This window comes from Pseudomonas sp. NBRC 111130 (genome assembly GCF_001320485.1).
GTDB classification, from domain to species: Bacteria; Pseudomonadota; Gammaproteobacteria; order Pseudomonadales; family Pseudomonadaceae; genus Aquipseudomonas; species Aquipseudomonas vlassakiae.
The window spans coordinates 1-16,177 of record NZ_BCBG01000042.1 but is presented as its reverse complement, the minus strand read 5'-3'; the positions used below and the strand labels follow the sequence as shown (position 1 = coordinate 16,177).

Sequence of the window (16,177 nt, the reverse complement as noted above, 5' to 3'; positions counted from 1 at the left end):
CGATAATCACCGATTGAACGGCAGTGTTCCACGGACCGTCTACAGTTGGACAGAGGACTGGCAGCTATTCTGCTGGCTCAGTGAATCTTTGGCCTTCGTATCGGTCTAGAGCGTGACCGCAGCGTCGCTCGACCTGCTCTTGTCTACGCTATACCTGTGCGAGACTCACTCAGGAATCCAGAGCAATTATGAATGTCCTGATCGTTGATGACGAACCCCAAGCCCGTGAACGCCTCACACGGCTATTCGCTGAACTGGAGGGTTACACCGTGCTGGAGCCCAGCGCCACCAACGGCGAGGAGGCTCTGACACTGATCGAAAGCCTCAAGCCGGATGTGGTTCTGCTGGACATCGGCATGCCAGGCCTGGATGGCTTGCAGGTCGCTGCTCGCCTGTGCGAACGCGAGGCGCCACCGTCCGTGGTGTTCTGTACCGGCGACGACGAATACGGTGCCGAGGCGTTCAAGGACAGCACCCTCAGCCACGTGACCAAGCCAATCCAGCCTCAGGCCCTGCGCGATGCCTTGCGCAAGGCCGATAAGCCCAACCGTGCCCAGCTGGCGGCGTTGACGCGGCCTGGCAGCGAAGGCGGTGGGCCGCGCAGCCATATCAGTGCGCGTACGCGCAAGGGTATCGAGCTGATTCCATTGCCCCAGGTGATCTATTTCATTGCCGACCACAAGTACGTGACCTTGCGCCACGAAGCGGGCGAAGTGCTGCTCGACGAGCCGCTCAAGGCGTTGGAGGACGAATTCGGCGAGCGATTCGTGCGTATCCACCGCAATGCGCTGGTCGCGCGCGAACGCATCGAACGCCTGCAGCGCACGCCATTGGGGCATTTCCAGCTATTCCTCAAGGGCCTCGATGGCGACGCCCTGACTGTCAGCCGCCGGCATGTGGCGGGCGTGCGCAAGATGATGCAAACACTCCAAGGCTGAGCCTGCATGGCAACGGCTGCGCCCTTGTGCGCGGCTGAAGCCGCTCCCACAGGTACGGCGCCGCCTGTAGGGGCGGCTTTAGCCGCGAAGGGCCGTTACGCTGATCCACATCTGCTGGCGATGCCGGTGATGCTGTTATCATCAGCGGTATTTCTCTGGATCGGGGCGTTTCATGTCCACTCGCGAAATCCGCATTGCCACCCGTAAAAGTGCCTTGGCCTTGTGGCAGGCCGAATATGTCAAAGCCCGCCTCGAACAGGCGCACCCCGGTCTGCGGGTGACCCTGGTACCCATGGTCAGTCGCGGCGACAAGTTGCTCGACGCACCGCTGGCGAAAATCGGCGGCAAGGGGCTGTTCGTCAAAGAGCTGGAAACAGCGCTGCTGGACAACGAGGCCGACATCGCCGTGCATTCGATGAAGGATGTGCCCATGGACTTCCCCGATGGCCTGGGCCTGTTCTGCATCTGCGAGCGTGAAGACCCGCGTGATGCATTCGTCTCCAACACCTTCGCCAGCCTCGACGCCCTGCCAGCCGGCAGCATCGTCGGCACCTCCAGCCTGCGCCGCCAGGCCCAGTTGCTGGCGCGTCGGCCGGACCTCAAAATCCACTTCCTGCGCGGCAACGTCAACACCCGCCTGGCCAAGCTCGATGCCGGCGAATACGACGCCATCATCCTCGCCGCCGCGGGCTTGATCCGCCTGGGCTTCGAGGACCGCATCAGCGATACCATCAGCGTCGACCACAGCCTGCCAGCCGGTGGCCAGGGCGCGGTGGGTATCGAGTGCCGCAGCGCCGACACTGAAATCCATGCCCTGCTGGCGCCTCTGCACCATGCCGATACCGCCGACCGTGTAGTCGCCGAACGTGCCATGAACAAGCGCCTCAACGGCGGCTGCCAGGTGCCGATCGCCTGCTATGCGGTGCTCGAAGGCGATCAGCTGTGGTTGCGCGGCCTGGTTGGCCAGCCAAGTGGCGGGACCTTGCTGGTGGCGGATGCCCGTGCGCCGCGTGCGGCTGCCGAGACCTTGGGCGTGCAGGTCGCCGAAGCCCTGCTGGGCCAGGGTGCCGAAGCCATACTCAACGAAGTCTACGGCGAGGCCGGGCATCCGTGAGCCCCTGGCGCCTGCTGCTGACCCGGCCTGAAGAGGACTGCGCGGCACTGGCGCAGAGCCTGGCCGTTGCCGGTGTGGCCAGCAGTTGCCTGCCGTTGCTGGCCATCGAGCCCGTCGCGCTGGCTGACGGGCAGCGTCGGCAGCTGGCCGCGCTGGCGCAGTACCAGGCGATCATCGTGGTCAGCAAGCCGGCGGCCCGGCTGCTGCTTGGGCAGCTGCAGGGCGCTGGCTTGCAAGCGCCCCCCGCAGGCTGGTTTACCGTGGGTGAGGCGACGGCAGCAGTGCTGCAGTGCGCAGGTCTTCAGGTGACATTCCCCATGCAAGGCGATGACAGCGAGGCCTTGCTCGCACTCCCGGGCCTGCGCAAGGCTACTGCGGCGCCTGAGGCGCGCGTGCTGATCGTTCGTGGTGTCGGAGGTCGCGAACTGCTGGCCGAGCGTCTTGCAGAGCAAGGTGCTAGTGTCGAATATCTGGAACTGTATCGTCGCTGCCTGCCGGCGTACCCGGCGGGCACGCTGATGCGCCGCATAGAAGCGGAACGCCTCAATGGCCTGGTGGTCAGCAGTGGGCAGGGTCTTGAACATTTGCAGCAAATGGCTGGCGCCGACTGGCCGCAGATAGCCAGGCTGGCGTTGTTCGTGCCCAGCCCGCGGGTCGCCGAACAGGCCCGGGCCGCCGGGGCCCAACAGGTTGTGGATTGCCGTGGCGCGAGTGCCACGGCCTTGCTGGCAGCCGTGCAGCGCAGCGCTGTACCTGCCTCTCAAGGCGCTTCGCACTAGCGCGAGGCGCCCCCATGCAAAGGATGGATACGTGAGCGAAACTGTCTTGCCCAACAATGATCAGCCGTCGGCGCAGGAGCCGGCGCAACCCGTCACCGACAAGCCTGTAAAGCGCTCTGGCAGTGGTCTGGCCGTGCTGGCGCTGTTGCTGGGTGCGGCCGGGGTCGCAGTAGGGGGTTGGGGTGTCTGGCAGGTGCGGCAGCTGCAAGGCAGCGAGGTGAACCAGGGTCAGCACCTTGAAGCCCTCAGCCAGCGCGCCGCGGCGCTGCAGCAGCGTGAGCAGCAGATCAGTGCCCAACTGGCCAGCCTGCCGGCCGCCAGTGAGCTGGAAGACCGTCGCCGCCTGGTGGCGCAATTGCAAGGCGACCAGCAGCGTCTGAGCCAGCGTCTGGAAACCGCACTCGGCGAAAGCCGCAAGGAGTGGCGCCTGGCCGAGGCCGAGCACCTGCTGCGCCTGGCTACCCTGCGCTTGTCGGCGCTGCAGGACATCACCAGCGCCAAGGCCCTGGTCGAAGGGGCCGACGAAATCCTCCGTGAACAGAGCGACCCTGGCGCCTTTGCCGCCCGCGAGCAACTGGCGCGCAGCCTGGCCACGCTCAACAGTACCCAGCAGCCGGACCGCACCGGTCTGTTCCTCAAACTCGCCGCCCAGCGTGAGCTGGTGCAACAGCTCAGCGCCCAGTCTCCCGAATTCGCCGGCAACGCCGATGCGCTTGGTGCGCTGACAGCCGATGGTGATGGGGCCAGTCGCCTGTCGCAGTGGTGGGCAGAAATCTCCAAGTACTTCCAGATCGACTTCAACGCCGATGACAATGTGCGGCCATTGCTGGCTGGCCAGCAACTGAACCAGTTGCGCCTGGCCCTGAGCCTGACCATCGAGCAGGCGCAGTGGGCTGCGCTCAATGGCGAGGCCAAGGTATACAACCAGGCCCTGGATGATGCCCGCAGCGTGCTGCTGGCCAACTTCAATGCCGACAACCCGCAAAGCAAGGCGATGCTCGACAGCCTCAACGCGTTGGCTGAGCAGCCCGTCTCGGTAGTGACCCCGGACCTGAGCGAAAGCCTGGCGGCGGTGCAGGCGTACATTCAACGCCGCCATCTGCCAGCCGAGGCTGAAGGGGGCAAGCCATGAAGCGTGTCTACCTGCTGGCCGTACTGGCGATCGTGGTTGCCGCAGCGCTGGGCATCGCGGTGGCCAAGCACAGTGGTTATGTGCTGATCGCCTACGGTGGTTTCCGTTACCAGTCCGGATTGTGGGCGGCGCTCGCGGCGCTGGCGGCGGTGGTCGTCTTGCTGTTGTTGCTGCGTTATCTGGTCAGCTTGGTCCTGACCTCCAGTGGCGTGGTCAATCCGTGGTCGCGGCGTAACCGCAGCCGGCGCGTGCGGATCGCCATCGAACAGGGCCAGCTGGACCTGGCCGAGGGCCGCTGGGCCAGTGCCCAGCGCCACCTGCATCGTGCTGCCGAGGCCGAGCGCCAGCCGTTGCTGTATTACCTTGGCGCCGCCCGTGCCGCCAACGAACTGGGGCGCAAGGAGGACAGCGACAACCTGCTGGAGCGTGCGCTGGAGCGCCAGCCCCAGGCTGAACTGGCCATTGCCTTGACCCATGCGCAACTGCAGATGGACCGTGGCGAGCGGGATGCTGCGTTGGAGACCTTGCTCGCCATGCAGGAGCGCCATCCGCACAACACCCAGGTCCTGCGCCTGTTGCAACGCCTGCATCTGGAGCGTGGCGATTGGTCGGCGCTGATCCGCCTGCTGCCCGACCTGCGCAAGAACAAGGTGTTGCCGGCCGATGAGCTGGCCGCGCTGGAGAAACGCGCCTGGGGCCAGAACCTTGGCCTGGCGAGCACCCGTGGTGAGGATCCGCAAAGCGCCCGTCAGGCCCTCGAGCGTGCCTGGCAGCAGCTGACCGCTGCCCAGCGCCAAGAGCCGCAACTGGTCCTGGCCTATGCCGAACAGCTACGTCAGGTGGGTGCCCAGGGCGAAGCCGAGCAGGTGCTGCGCACCGCACTCAAGCGTGAGTACGAAAGCCATCTGGCGCGCCTGTATGGCCTGGTACGGGGTGATGATCCGGCGCGTCAGCTACAGGCTGCCGAAGGCTGGCTGAAGGCCCACCCGGACGATCCGAGCCTGCTGCTGACCCTCGGCCGCCTGAGCTTGCAGAACCGCCTGTGGGGCAAGGCGCGCGACTATCTCGAAAGCAGCCTGCGAATGGAGCGTAATCCGGAAGCCTGTGCCGAGCTTGCGCGCCTGCTCGCCAGCCTGGGCGAGACCGAACGCAGCAATCAGTTGTTCGAGGAGGGCCTTGGGCTGCTCGATGAGCGTCTTCTGGCCCTGCCGTTGCCAGAAGCTGTACGCGCCTGAGCCCTGCATGAGCCCGCGCAACGGCGCGGGCTCATGGGTCGGGTAACGTGTTCTGCGTTATAAGTTGGATTTGCAGTCTCTTCTTGGGAAGTTTCCTACAGCGTCTATGGACACTTCCCTTCCAATACAGCGACTTGTCACTCCAGTAGTGCCTTGAAACAAGCCCGCCCTTTCCTCTACCGTTCCAAGCCACTTCAACTTTTCCGGGACCTTTCTTCCCCATGCCGATGGCCAGTCTGCGCACGCTTTTCATTCCGGCATGCCTTGCTTCGCTGGCAGTGTTGGGCGCTTCCTTTTATCTCGAAAGTGTCCTTGAGCTGGTGCCTTGCCCGCTGTGTTTCAGCCAGCGGCTATTGTTGGGGATCTATGCGCTGGTCTGTCTGAGCGCGGCGCTGCATGCACCCGGTATAACCGGGGTTCGGCTTTATGCGCGAGCGGCAATGCTCAGCGCGGCCAGCGGCGCCTTGCTGGCGGCGCGGCATGTGTGGTTGCAGGGTGCAGGTGATGCGAGCCACCTGTGCCCTTTGCCGATCGGGCGCATGTTCGAGCTGTCCTGGCGTGAAGCTGTGCGACAACTGCTGCTCGGTGGTCCTGATTGCCGCTCGCTGTCCTGGAGCTTCCTCGACCTGACCCTGCCGGAATGGAGCCTGGTGGCGTTTCTGCTACTGGCGGCGCTGCCCTTGAGTTGCCTGCTGGCGTATCGTTTCCGCTCACTTGGCAATCCTTGACCTGGCGCATGCCGGTGGCCAATAGCGGACCAATGGTGGTGTCTCACGGTATTAAACGCTTGTATGAACTTTGTCCGCTGCGTACCTTGATGCTAAGCACGCGCGGGAATAATCTCCCAGCACGCATACTGAAAACACAACTGCTCGATGCCGTCCTGCTGATGTCACCTTTGTGCTGCACGGTCTTGGTGCGAGGTGCAGCGGCATCTACCCAGAAGGGAAGAGATCGCCATGCTCGATAGTTGTCAGAACGCCCAGGAACGCTGGGGCGGGGTTCACAAGCTGATCGACCGCTGGCTCGAGGAGCGAGAGGAGCTTGTCCAGGCTTTCCGTACCTTGCGCGTCGCCAAGCCGGCCTTTGCCGACAAGGAAAAGAACCGCGACTTCTGTGCGGTGCTGGTCGACTACGTGTCAGCCTGGCACTTCGAAGTGAGTGAGCAGCTGGTCACCGAAGCCAAGGCATTCGGGGATGAGAAGGCGCTGAAACTGGCTGAAGAGATCAACCCGCGGATCAACGACATTACCCAGATCGCACTGGCCTTCAACGATCATTGCGAGAAGGGCGAGTGCAAGGACACCGAGCGCTTCGCCGAGAAGCTCGGCAAGCTGGGCAGCCTGTTGCACGAGCGCTTCGAGCTGGAAGACTGCCTGATCGAAGTGCTGCATAACGCGCACAAGGAAGAGGGTGCGGTCGAAGCCTGAAGGTCGGCGTCAGTTGCCGACCGCCAGTAACTCGATTTCGAATACCAGTGGCGTGTAGGGCGCGATCAGATCACCTACGCCCTCGGCACCATAGGCCCGTGCCGATGGGATCACCAGGCGCCAGGTCGAACCGGCTTTCATGTGCGGCAGGGCCACCTGCCAGCCGTCGATCACCGAGTCCAGGCTGAACCACTGCGGCTGCTGATTCTGGTCGAACACCGAACCATCCGGCAGCCTGCCGACATAGCGCACCTGCACTTTGCCGCCGGCTGTGGGCTGCGCACCATTCCCCGCTTTCAGTTCGCTGTACAGCACGCCTTCGGGCAGTTCGTGCACACCGGCACGCGCCCGTTCGTTGGCCATGAAGCGTGTTTCCATGGCCTGGAGTTTGGTCACCTCGGCTTGTTCGGCGGCGGCACCGGCCTGTTCCTCATGCTGCTGGAGGATGGTCTCCATCCGTGCCTTGTCGAGTTTCAAAGGCTGGCCCTGATAGGACTGGCGCAGGCCTTCTACCAGCGCATCCAGTTGCAGGCCGGGCACCTCCTGACGCAGGCGCTCCCCCAGGCTGGCGCCGAGGCTGTAGGCCAGATCATGATCGTTGGCAGGGGCGGTATCGTTGGCGGCGAGGGCGAATGGCGCCATCAGGTACAGGCCAAAAGCAAGATAACGCGGCATGGGTAACTCCAGCTCGATGAGCAAGGAAGTATGCCAGCGTTGTTGCCTCGACATGTGTAAATATCAGCAACGTTTTGTTGAGCAACTACACTTGCACGGAGCTGCAAGATAACAACTTTGCCCAGGCATGCAACGCGGCACCCTCAATACTGTCAACATGCCCTAGCGGCGGTAGCAGCAGAAGCATAGTATGAGCCGCAATCTCGTCAGCCAGGAGGTAAACCATGTCGGCTAAAAAGAAGCCAGTAAGTACGCCGTTACACCTGCTCCAGCAACTTTCGGGCAGCCTGCTCGAACACTTGGAAGAGGCCTGCTCACAAGCGCTGGCTGATGCGGAGAAATTGCTGGCCAAGTTGGAAAAGCAGCGCGGCAAAGCCCAGGAAAAACTGCATAACGGCCGCCTGAAGTTGCAGGACGCGGCGAAGGCAGGCAAAGCCAAGGCGCAGAACAAGGCGCAAAAGGTGATCGGTGAACTTGAAGAACTGCTCGATTCGCTCAAGGAACGCCAGACCCAGACCCGTACTTACATTCAACAACTCAAGCGTGATGCCCAGGAAAGTTTGAAACTGGCTCAAGGAGTGGGCAAGGTGCGCGAGGCTGCAGGCAAGGCACTCGACCAGCGTGCCGTGGCGGCCAGGACTGCCAAACCCGCTGCTGCCAAAGCACCGGCCCGCAGCACCGCCAAGCCAGCGGTCGCCAAGGCCCCGACCAAACCAGCCGCTGCCAAGGCTCCAGCCCGCGCTGCTGCCAAGCCAGTCGCCGCCAAGGCACCTGCTCGCGCTGCCAATGGCAAGCCGGTTGCCAGCAAGGCCCCAGCTAAAACCGCTGCCGCCAAACCTGCTGCTGCCAAAACCCCAGCCAAGTCAGCGGCCGCCAAGCCTGCAGCAGCCAAAGCGCCGGCGAGAACCGCCTCGGCGAAGCCGGCCGCCAAACCTGTCGCTGCAAAATCCACTGCTGCCAAGCCAGCCGCCAAAGCTGCTGCTGCCAAGGCTCCAGCCAAGCCTGCGGCAGCCAAACCGGTAGCAGCCAAAGCGGCCGCCAAGCCGGCAGCCAAACCAGCAACAGCCAAGCCTGCGGCGGCCAAGCCAGCGGCAGCCAAAGCGCCGGCCAAGCCCGCTGCAAAACCTGCAGCGAAGGCCCCTGCAAAACCCGTTGCCGCCAAACCTGCAGAAGCCAAACCGGCTGCACCTGCTGCCAGTGCGCCAGCGACCAACTCGGCCGCTCCTGCTACTGCCTCGGTATCCACCAGCACTCCAGCTCAGACGCCGTCTTCGGCTTCCTGAAGCGCTGCCGCCGCGACGCGCAAGTCAACCAGCGCGTCGTGGCCGCGTGCCTGGGCCGGTGCCAGCCGGTCAAGCCAATCGTCCGTAGGCTCTAGCGAGCCTACGGGCCATTGTTGCGCACAGGTTTGCAGCCGCTGCAGCAATTGCTTCTCCGCTTCCAACTCCAGCCTCTTCAACTGCTCACGCAACGCCGCCAGGTGCGTATCGTGTTGTGCAGGCGAACGCCATTGCTTGCGCAGGCTACGTAAAGGGGCCACCACATCGTGTTGCCATGGTCCGGCAATCGCACGCAGGGCCTGGGCGCGTTCTTCGCTGAAGGGCACTGCACGCGCCTGCAACCAGGTTGCACACAGCAGCAGGCAGACGTCGCCCCCCATCGCCTGAACATTCAGACAAGCCGCTTCCACTCCCGGGCGGGCATACAGCGCCAAGGCGTGATTCCACAGGTCGGTGTACATGATTCCACTCACGCTGCGGGCCGAGGAAGCTGGTAGACTCCGCGACCACTATGATCAGACTATCCAACCTCACTTTACAGCGTGGTCCGCAGCGCTTGCTAGAAGGCGCCGAGATGACCCTGCACGCCGGTCACAAGGCCGGCCTGATCGGCGCCAACGGCGCCGGAAAATCCAGCCTGTTCGCCCTGCTGCGCGGCGAGCTGTCGCCTGATGCCGGCGATTGCCAGCTGCCCGGCGACTGGCGCATTGCCCACATGCGCCAGGAGGTCGATACGCTCGACCGCCTGGCGGTGGACTATGTGCTCGACGGTGACGCCCGCCTGCGCAAGGTCCAGGCCGAGCTGGCCGTTGCCGAGCAGGCCCATGACGGCACTGCGCTGGCGCGCCTGCACAGTGAGCTGGAAGTTGCCGACGGTTACACCGCTGATGCCCGCGCTCGTAAATTGCTGGCGGGCCTGGGCTTCACCAACGAGCAGATGGACCGCCGGGTCGGTGACTTCTCCGGTGGCTGGCGGATGCGCCTGAACCTGGCCCAGGCGCTGATGTGCCCGTCTGACCTGCTGCTGCTCGACGAACCTACCAACCACCTCGATCTCGACGCGATCCTGTGGCTGGAAGACTGGCTCAAGGGTTACCCGGGCACGCTGTTGCTGATTTCCCACGACCGCGATTTCCTCGATGCCGTGGTCGACCATGTGCTGCACGTCGAGCAGCGCAAGCTCAACCTGTACAAAGGTGGTTACACCGCCTTCGAGCGCACCCGTGCCGAGCGCCTGGCGCAGCAGCAGCAGGCCTACGAGAAGCAGCAAGCGCAGCGCGCGCACATGGAGAAATACATCGCCCGCTTCAAGGCCCAGGCCACCAAGGCCCGCCAGGCACAGAGCCGGATCAAGGCCCTGGAGCGCATGGAAGAGCTGTCGGCGGCGCATGTCGATTCGCCGTTCGACTTCGTCTTCCGCGAATCGCAGAAAATCTCCAGCCCGCTGCTGAGCCTGTCCGAAGGTCGCCTGGGCTATGGCGACAAGGCGATCCTCGACAAGGTCAAGCTGCAACTGGTCCCGGGAGCACGCATCGGTCTGCTCGGGCCCAACGGCGCCGGCAAGTCGACCCTGATCAAGAACCTCGCGGGTGAACTCGAGCCGCTGTCGGGCCGCCTGGTACGTGGCGAGAACCTTGCCGTCGGCTACTTCGCCCAGCACCAGCTCGACTCGCTGGACGACAAGGCCAGCCCGCTTCTGCATCTGCAGCGCATCGCACCCACCGAGCGCGAGCAGACGCTGCGCGACTTCCTGGGTGGCTTTGACTTCCACGGCGACCGCGTCGACGAGCCGGTGGTGAACTTCTCCGGTGGTGAGAAGGCCCGCCTGGCCCTGGCGCTGATAGCCTGGGAGCGGCCGAACCTGCTGCTGCTCGACGAACCGACCAACCACCTCGACCTGGAAATGCGCCTGGCGCTGACCATGGCCCTGCAGGAGTTTGCCGGTGCCGTGGTGGTGGTTTCCCACGACCGTCACCTGCTCAAGAGCACCACCGACGACTTCCTGCTGGTGGCCGATGGCAAGGTCGAGACCTTCGATGGCGACCTCGACGACTACAGCCGCTGGCTGGTCGAGTACCGCCAGCGTAGTGCGCCGGCCAGCAACGCCCCGGTCAACCCGGACAAGACCGACAAGAAGGCCCAGCGCCAGGCTGCGGCAGCCTTGCGCCAGCAGTTGGCACCGCACAAGAAGGCGGCCGACAAGCTGGAGACCGAGCTCAACCAGGTGCATGCGCAACTGGCCGAGATCGAGACTGCGTTGAGTGACGGTGGTGTGTACGAGGCGGCGCGCAAGGATGAATTGCGTGATCTGCTGGCGCGGCAGACCAAGTTGAAGCAGCGCGAGGGTGAGTTGGAAGAGGCCTGGATGGAGGCCTTGGAAACCCTTGAAAGCATGCAGGCTGAACTGGAAGCACTGTCCTGACAGGCAACTATCGTCTGCACTGGCCTCTTCGCGGCTAAAGCCGCTCCCACAGAGGCCAGTGCAGGCGATGGAATCCCGCAGAATTTACTGGTTATTTTTTCGCCAACGCCTTAGCTTAACGTTTTGCAACAATCGTTGAGGCGAGGTGTGTGATGTCGATGGAAGTGTGGTTGGGCTTCTTTGCTGCGTGCTGGGTGATCAGCCTGTCGCCAGGTGCCGGGGCAATTGCCTCGATGTCCAGCGGGCTACAGTACGGCTTCTGGCGTGGCTACTGGAATGCCCTGGGCCTGCAACTGGGCCTGATCGTGCAGATCGCCATCATTGCCGCCGGCGTCGGCGCCATCCTCGCCGCTTCCGCCACCGCCTTCCAGGTCATCAAATGGTTCGGCGTGGGCTATCTGGTCTACCTGGCCTACAAGCAATGGCGTGCCCTGCCCATGGACATGACCGATGAATCGGGCGTGCGCCCGATCGGCAAGCCGCTGAGCCTGGTGTTCCGTGGCTTCCTGGTCAACGTCAGCAACCCCAAGGCGCTGGTGTTCATGCTGGCGGTGCTGCCGCAGTTCATCAACCCGCACGCGCCACTGCTGCCACAGTACATCGCGATCACCGTGACCATGGTCAGCGTCGACATGCTGGTGATGGCGGGTTACACCGGGCTGGCTTCGCGGGTGTTGCGCCTGCTGCGCACGCCCAAGCAGCAGAAGCGCCTGAACCGTACATTTGCCGGATTGTTCATCGGCGCGGCGACCTTCCTCGCCACGCTGCGCCGGGCGCCAATCTGACAAATCCGTGGGGCTGCTTTGCAGCCCTTTCGCGACACAAGGCCGCTCCTACAAGGGAACGCTATCTCCTGTAGGAGCGGCCTTGTGTCGCGAAAGGGGCGCAAAGCGCCCCCAGCTATTTCTGCCTGTCGACCAACCCCTTGAGCAAGTCGACCGGCAACGGAAAGACAATGGTCGAGCTCTTGTCCCCGGCAATCGTCCCCAGCGTCTGCATGTAACGCAACTGCATCGCCCCAGGCTCCTTGCTGAGCATCTGCGCGGCCTGCATCAACTTCTCCGACGCCTGCAGCTCGCCCTCGGCATGGATCACCTTGGCCCGCCGTTCCCGTTCGGCCTCCGCCTGACGGGCGATGGCGCGGACCATCGACTCGTTGAGGTCGACGTGCTTGATCTCGACGTTGGCCACCTTGATGCCCCAGGCGTCGGTTTGTGCGTCCAGTACCTGGCGGATGTCCAGGTTCAGCTGCTCGCGCTCGGCCAGCAATTCGTCCAGCTCGTGCTTGCCCAGTACCGCACGTAAAGTAGTCTGGGCCAGTTGGCTGGTGGCGACGAGGAAATCCTCGACCTGGATGATCGCCTTCTGCGGGTCGAGCACGCGGAAATACACCACCGCATTGACCTTCACCGACACGTTGTCGCGGGTGATCACATCCTGTGGCGGCACATCCAGCACCACGGTACGCAGGTCGACCCGGACCATCTGCTGGATGACCGGGATCAGCAGGATCAGCCCCGGCCCCTTGACCTGCCAGAAGCGCCCCAACTGGAACACCACGCCCCGCTCGTACTCGCGCAGGATGCGGAATGTCGACAGCAACAGCATCGCCAGCACGATCAGCACGGCACCAAAACCCACTTGCATGAACATCGTCAGTCTCCTTGCGCCGCGGGCGCGGCGGCACTCACTTCCAGCGTCACGCCATGGCGTGCTGTAACCCGGACGTTCTGCCCGGCCTGCAGCGGCGTGGTGCACTGGACTTGCCATTGTTCGCCCTGGGCATGGACCGAGCCGCAGAACGGGTTGTCCGCCATCACCTGGGTCACCGTCACTAGGCTGCCGACCAGGCCGGCGTCACCGCTGACCAGCGCCCGTCGGCGCGCCTTGATGGCCATGCCTGCTACGCCGCCGATCAGCAGGGCCGAAAGGACGGCGAGGGTGCCTATCAGCACCAAGGGGATGCCGAAACCCGGGGCGTCGGTGTCGATCAGGATCACGGCGCCAGCGATGAAGGCCACGATGCCGCCGAAGCCGACCACGCCGAAACTGGGCAGGAACGCCTCGGCGACCATGAAGGCGATGCCGAGCAGGATCAGTGCCACGCCAGCGAAGCTCACCGGCAATAGCTGCAAGGCATACAGCGCCAGCAGCAGGCAGATGCCGCCGACCACTCCGCCCAGTGCGGAACCTGGGTTCATGAACTCGAACAACAGGCCGTATACCCCGATCATGATCAGGATCAGCGCCACACCGGGATTGGTGATCACGGCCAGCAGGCGCGTGCGCCAGTCCGGCAGGTGTTCGATCACGGCAGCATCCCGGGTCTGAAGCCGCTGTGGTTGGCCGGCGGCGACCAAGGTCTTGCCGTCGATCTGGTGCAGCAGGGCAGGCAGGTCGTTGGCTACCTGGTCGATCACGTTCAGGCGCAGTGCTTCAGAGGCCGGCAAGCTGACCGCCTCACGCACCGCTTGCTCCGCCCAGTCGGCATTGCGCCCGCGTAGCTGGGCCAGGCCCCGGATATAAGCGGTGGCGTCGTTGACCTGTTTGCGGGCCAGGGTCTGTTCATCGTCGCTCGGCTTGGCCTTGTCGTCCTTCGGCGCACCGGGCAGGCCACCGATCTGCACGGGTGTGGCGGCGCCGAGGTTGGTCCCGGGGGCCATGGCGGCGACGTGGCTGGCATAGAGGATGTAGGTGCCAGCGCTGGCGGCACGGGCGCCGCTGGGGGCAACGTAACTGACGACCGGCACGGGGCTTGCCAGAATAGCCTTGATCATCAGGCGCATGGCGCTGTCCAGCCCGCCGGGGGTATCCAGGCGCAGCACCACCAACTGGGCACCTTGGGCCTTGGCCTGTTCAAGGTTGCGAATCAGGTAGTCAGCGCTGGCCGGGCCGATGGCGTCATCAATGCCCAATACCCAGACGCTACCGGGCGCTGCCAGGCCCGCCGGGGCAAGGCCGAGCAGCAACAGCAGCAGCCAGCGGCAACATCGAGTGATCACCTGTCGTCACCTCGTTGACCTCTCTGCTTTAAGTTTAGCCATGCCTGCCGGCACGGCCTAAAATTGAAGGTTGGGGGAGCGAAACCGGAGGTGCATCATGCGTATGGCCAAGACCCTGCAGCAGCGCCTGGACCAGGCCAACTGCGACTACGACATCATTCCCCACCCACACTCGGCCACCAGCCTGGAGTCAGCGCGCACGGCGGGCGTACCTGCCGAGCGGGTGGCCAAGTCGGTCATGCTGGACGACCGTCATGGCAACTACATCATGGCCGTGCTGCCGGCCAATCGGCACATGGACATGAGCAAGGTGCGCATGTCTGGCGCCTGGCAACTGACCCGCGAAAGCGCCTTGCCGATGCTGTTCGGCGATTGCGAAAGGGGCGCCATCCCGGCTATGGGTGACGCCTATCAGATAAAGATGCTGCTCGATTCGAGTCTTACCCGCCAAGGCGATGTCTACCTGGAGGCAGGTGACCACGATCACCTGATCCACATGAGCATGGAGCAGTACCTGAAACTGGTACCGCAAGCCGAAGTACGAGAACTGTGCTGATGACAACCAACCCATGCCGGGCCGGGCGTATTGCTGGCCGGCCCGGTGCTAAGGAGGCAACATGGAAAAACCGAACCACCACTTCTCGGAAATCTTCAAGCAACTGGGCCTGCCTGACGACCCAGTCGAAATCGAGCGCTTCATCACCACGCACTCGCCGCTGGATGACGGTGTGAAGCTGGTGGATGCGCCTTTCTGGACAGAAGGACAGCGGGCGTTTCTCAAGGAAAGCTATACCGCCGATGCTGACTGGATACCTATGATCGACCAATTGAACGAGGCACTTCATCCCAAGAAAAAATAAGTGCCGAGCGGCACCTGACGAGTGATCGGCCGTTGCTATGCTCAGGAAAAACAACAGGGGATAGCGTGATGAAAGATCCCTACGCACCAGGTTTCTGGTGCTCCGTGACGATCCTGGGCACCCTGACGGCCGGCTACTTCTACGGCATACGCCACACCCAGCAAATGAACCAGGCCATCCAGTTTCTCTACGCCGCCGCCGCCGTCACTGGCGCGGTGGCGTTGCTGGCCCTGACCTGGATTGCCTGGCAGCAGTTACGCTTGAACAAGCGTGAAGTGATTCAGGGGCGAACGTTGCTCACCATCTGGGACACCAAGGTTGCACTGCGCCGCGTCGAGACGGTGTTCGACCGCTATTTCTGGGGCAGCTACTGGCATTCCGGGCGCACCTTCGAGGAAGTGATGGGCGAGCTCAAGGGTACACCGCTGGAGCAGAGCCTGGATGCCTTGAAGCGGCAATGCCGGGCGCTCGACCGGGAAATCCACGACCATCATCACCACTGGCTGGCCAATGCCCGCGACCTGTCCAGCGTGGCCACGGCCATGGCCCGCGAGCGGTATCAGCTGGATCTGTGCGAGCCGTCGAGCAACGGCCATGGCAATACCGCCGTGCTCAACCGGGATCTGGAAGTGTTGGTGTACACCTGGTCGGCGCGCCTGCGCAGCTTCGACCATCAGTTGGACGAACTGGAGCGCGCCTACCACTGAGGCCGGCTATTCGCCGCGAATGTAGCCTTCCAGCTGCTTGATCAGGCCGGCCTGCTCGGCGATGGTTTCCTTCACCAGGTCACCGATCGATAGCAGCCCGAGCAACTTGCCGTCCTCGACGACTGGCAGGTGGCGCAGATGGCGGTCGGTCATCTGTTGCATGCAGTAGTCCAGGCTCTTTTTCGGCTCCACCGTGATCACTGGCGCGCTCATGATTTCGCGCACCGGCGTGGCGGCTGAGGAGCGGCCCTTGAGCACCAGCTTGCGTGCATAGTCCCGCTCACTGACGATACCCACTACCTGGTCGTTTTGGACGACCGGCAAGGCACCGACGTTTTTCTCCGCCAGCAGTTTCAGGGCGTCGAGCACCGAGTCATCCGGGCCGATGGTGTACACGGTCTGGTGCTGGGACTTGGTCTTGAGGATTTGTTCGACGGTCTTCATACGGGCCTCTGCGGGTGGAAAAGACGAGCGCTTTGAGTAAATAAAGCATCCGGCACGCCAGCCTGCACGGCAATGCAGGAAACGGCATGGAGTCGATTGAAAAACGTCATGGTCGTTTCCTGTACCGGCCTCTTCGCGGCTAAAGCCGCTCCCACAGGT

At 63.5% G+C, this 16,177-nt stretch carries 18 protein-coding genes; 13 read left to right on the top strand and 5 right to left on the bottom strand.

Annotated elements, in window-relative coordinates; translation table 11 throughout:
- Window positions 1–188 precede the first annotated feature (188 nt).
- The 7 genes from APH33_RS17995 to APH33_RS17965 all read left to right on the top strand — a co-directional run bounded on the left by APH33_RS17995 (window position 189) and on the right by APH33_RS17965 (window position 6,628).
- Complete coding sequence (locus APH33_RS17995; RefSeq protein ID WP_054886451.1) at window positions 189–938, top strand: LytTR family DNA-binding domain-containing protein; 750 nt, start codon at window positions 189–191, stop codon at window positions 936–938.
- 172 nt (window positions 939–1,110) lie between these two features.
- Window positions 1,111–2,052, top strand: a complete 942-nt coding sequence (gene hemC, locus APH33_RS17990) for a hydroxymethylbilane synthase (protein WP_054886450.1) — start codon at window positions 1,111–1,113, stop codon at window positions 2,050–2,052.
- On the top strand, window positions 2,049–2,831 hold the full coding sequence (locus APH33_RS17985) for a uroporphyrinogen-III synthase (protein WP_054886449.1): 783 nt from the start codon (window positions 2,049–2,051) through the stop codon (window positions 2,829–2,831). Before hemC ends, APH33_RS17985 begins: the two co-directional genes overlap by 4 nt.
- A gap of 31 nt (window positions 2,832–2,862) precedes the next feature.
- Window positions 2,863–3,963 carry a uroporphyrinogen-III C-methyltransferase gene (locus APH33_RS17980; RefSeq protein WP_054886448.1) on the top strand — a complete coding sequence of 367 codons (1,101 nt, stop codon included), beginning with the start codon at window positions 2,863–2,865 and terminating at the stop codon, window positions 3,961–3,963.
- Window positions 3,960–5,198 (top strand): heme biosynthesis HemY N-terminal domain-containing protein, encoded by a 1,239-nt coding sequence (locus APH33_RS17975; RefSeq protein ID WP_054886447.1) that lies wholly within the window; start codon window positions 3,960–3,962, stop codon window positions 5,196–5,198. The genes APH33_RS17980 and APH33_RS17975 overlap by 4 nt, the downstream gene beginning before the upstream one ends.
- A gap of 221 nt (window positions 5,199–5,419) precedes the next feature.
- Window positions 5,420–5,926, top strand: coding sequence for a disulfide bond formation protein B (locus APH33_RS17970; RefSeq protein ID WP_054886446.1), 507 nt, complete (start codon window positions 5,420–5,422; stop codon window positions 5,924–5,926).
- A gap of 231 nt (window positions 5,927–6,157) precedes the next feature.
- Complete coding sequence (locus APH33_RS17965) at window positions 6,158–6,628, top strand: Rsd/AlgQ family anti-sigma factor (RefSeq protein WP_054886445.1); 471 nt, start codon at window positions 6,158–6,160, stop codon at window positions 6,626–6,628.
- A 9-nt stretch (window positions 6,629–6,637) separates the two neighbouring features.
- Here APH33_RS17965 and APH33_RS17960 read toward each other — a convergent pair whose 3' ends face one another.
- A complete protein-coding gene (locus APH33_RS17960) occupies window positions 6,638–7,303 on the bottom strand; it encodes an FKBP-type peptidyl-prolyl cis-trans isomerase (protein WP_054886444.1) in 666 nt (221 codons plus the stop codon).
- 224 nt (window positions 7,304–7,527) lie between these two features.
- Here APH33_RS17960 and APH33_RS17955 point away from each other — a divergent pair, with 224 nt between their 5' ends.
- Window positions 7,528–8,586, top strand: coding sequence for an AlgP family protein (locus tag APH33_RS17955; protein WP_054886443.1), 1,059 nt, complete (start codon window positions 7,528–7,530; stop codon window positions 8,584–8,586).
- On the opposite strand, the gene APH33_RS17950 is transcribed toward APH33_RS17955, so the two are convergent.
- Window positions 8,562–9,044 carry a TIGR02444 family protein gene (locus APH33_RS17950; RefSeq protein ID WP_054886442.1) on the bottom strand — a complete coding sequence of 161 codons (483 nt, stop codon included), beginning with the start codon at window positions 9,042–9,044 and terminating at the stop codon, window positions 8,562–8,564. The two genes, APH33_RS17955 and APH33_RS17950, sit on opposite strands and share 25 nt — an antisense overlap.
- Window positions 9,045–9,094: 50 nt before the next feature.
- On the opposite strand from APH33_RS17950, the gene APH33_RS17945 reads away from it, so the two are divergent.
- Window positions 9,095–11,005: an ATP-binding cassette domain-containing protein gene (locus tag APH33_RS17945; RefSeq protein WP_054886441.1), complete on the top strand. Its 1,911-nt coding sequence runs from the start codon at window positions 9,095–9,097 to the stop codon at window positions 11,003–11,005.
- A 152-nt stretch (window positions 11,006–11,157) separates the two neighbouring features.
- Window positions 11,158–11,790 (top strand): LysE family transporter, encoded by a 633-nt coding sequence (locus tag APH33_RS17940; protein WP_054886440.1) that lies wholly within the window; start codon window positions 11,158–11,160, stop codon window positions 11,788–11,790.
- Between the two features lie 115 nt (window positions 11,791–11,905).
- On the opposite strand, the gene APH33_RS17935 is transcribed toward APH33_RS17940, so the two are convergent.
- Together APH33_RS17935 and APH33_RS17930 are read right to left on the bottom strand one after the other, a co-directional pair.
- Entirely contained in the window at window positions 11,906–12,658 is a 753-nt protein-coding gene (locus APH33_RS17935; RefSeq protein WP_054886439.1) for a slipin family protein, read from the bottom strand.
- Between the two features lie 2 nt (window positions 12,659–12,660).
- A complete protein-coding gene (locus tag APH33_RS17930; RefSeq protein WP_054886438.1) occupies window positions 12,661–14,007 on the bottom strand; it encodes a nodulation protein NfeD in 1,347 nt (448 codons plus the stop codon).
- A gap of 97 nt (window positions 14,008–14,104) precedes the next feature.
- Here APH33_RS17930 and APH33_RS17925 point away from each other — a divergent pair, with 97 nt between their 5' ends.
- The 3 genes from APH33_RS17925 (at window position 14,105) to APH33_RS17915 (ending at window position 15,574) form a co-directional block, all read left to right on the top strand.
- Window positions 14,105–14,563 (top strand): aminoacyl-tRNA deacylase, encoded by a 459-nt coding sequence (locus APH33_RS17925; protein ID WP_027916942.1) that lies wholly within the window; start codon window positions 14,105–14,107, stop codon window positions 14,561–14,563.
- A gap of 61 nt (window positions 14,564–14,624) precedes the next feature.
- Window positions 14,625–14,867, top strand: coding sequence for a DUF2789 domain-containing protein (locus tag APH33_RS17920; protein ID WP_054886437.1), 243 nt, complete (start codon window positions 14,625–14,627; stop codon window positions 14,865–14,867).
- A 68-nt stretch (window positions 14,868–14,935) separates the two neighbouring features.
- The gene (locus tag APH33_RS17915; RefSeq protein ID WP_054886436.1) at window positions 14,936–15,574 is read left to right on the top strand and encodes a hypothetical protein; all 639 of its coding nucleotides are present in this window, start codon (window positions 14,936–14,938) and stop codon (window positions 15,572–15,574) included.
- A gap of 6 nt (window positions 15,575–15,580) precedes the next feature.
- Here the strand turns inward: APH33_RS17915 and APH33_RS17910 are convergent, their stop codons facing one another.
- Window positions 15,581–16,018, bottom strand: coding sequence for a CBS domain-containing protein (locus tag APH33_RS17910; protein ID WP_054886435.1), 438 nt, complete (start codon window positions 16,016–16,018; stop codon window positions 15,581–15,583).
- Between the last annotated feature and the right edge of the window lie 159 nt (window positions 16,019–16,177).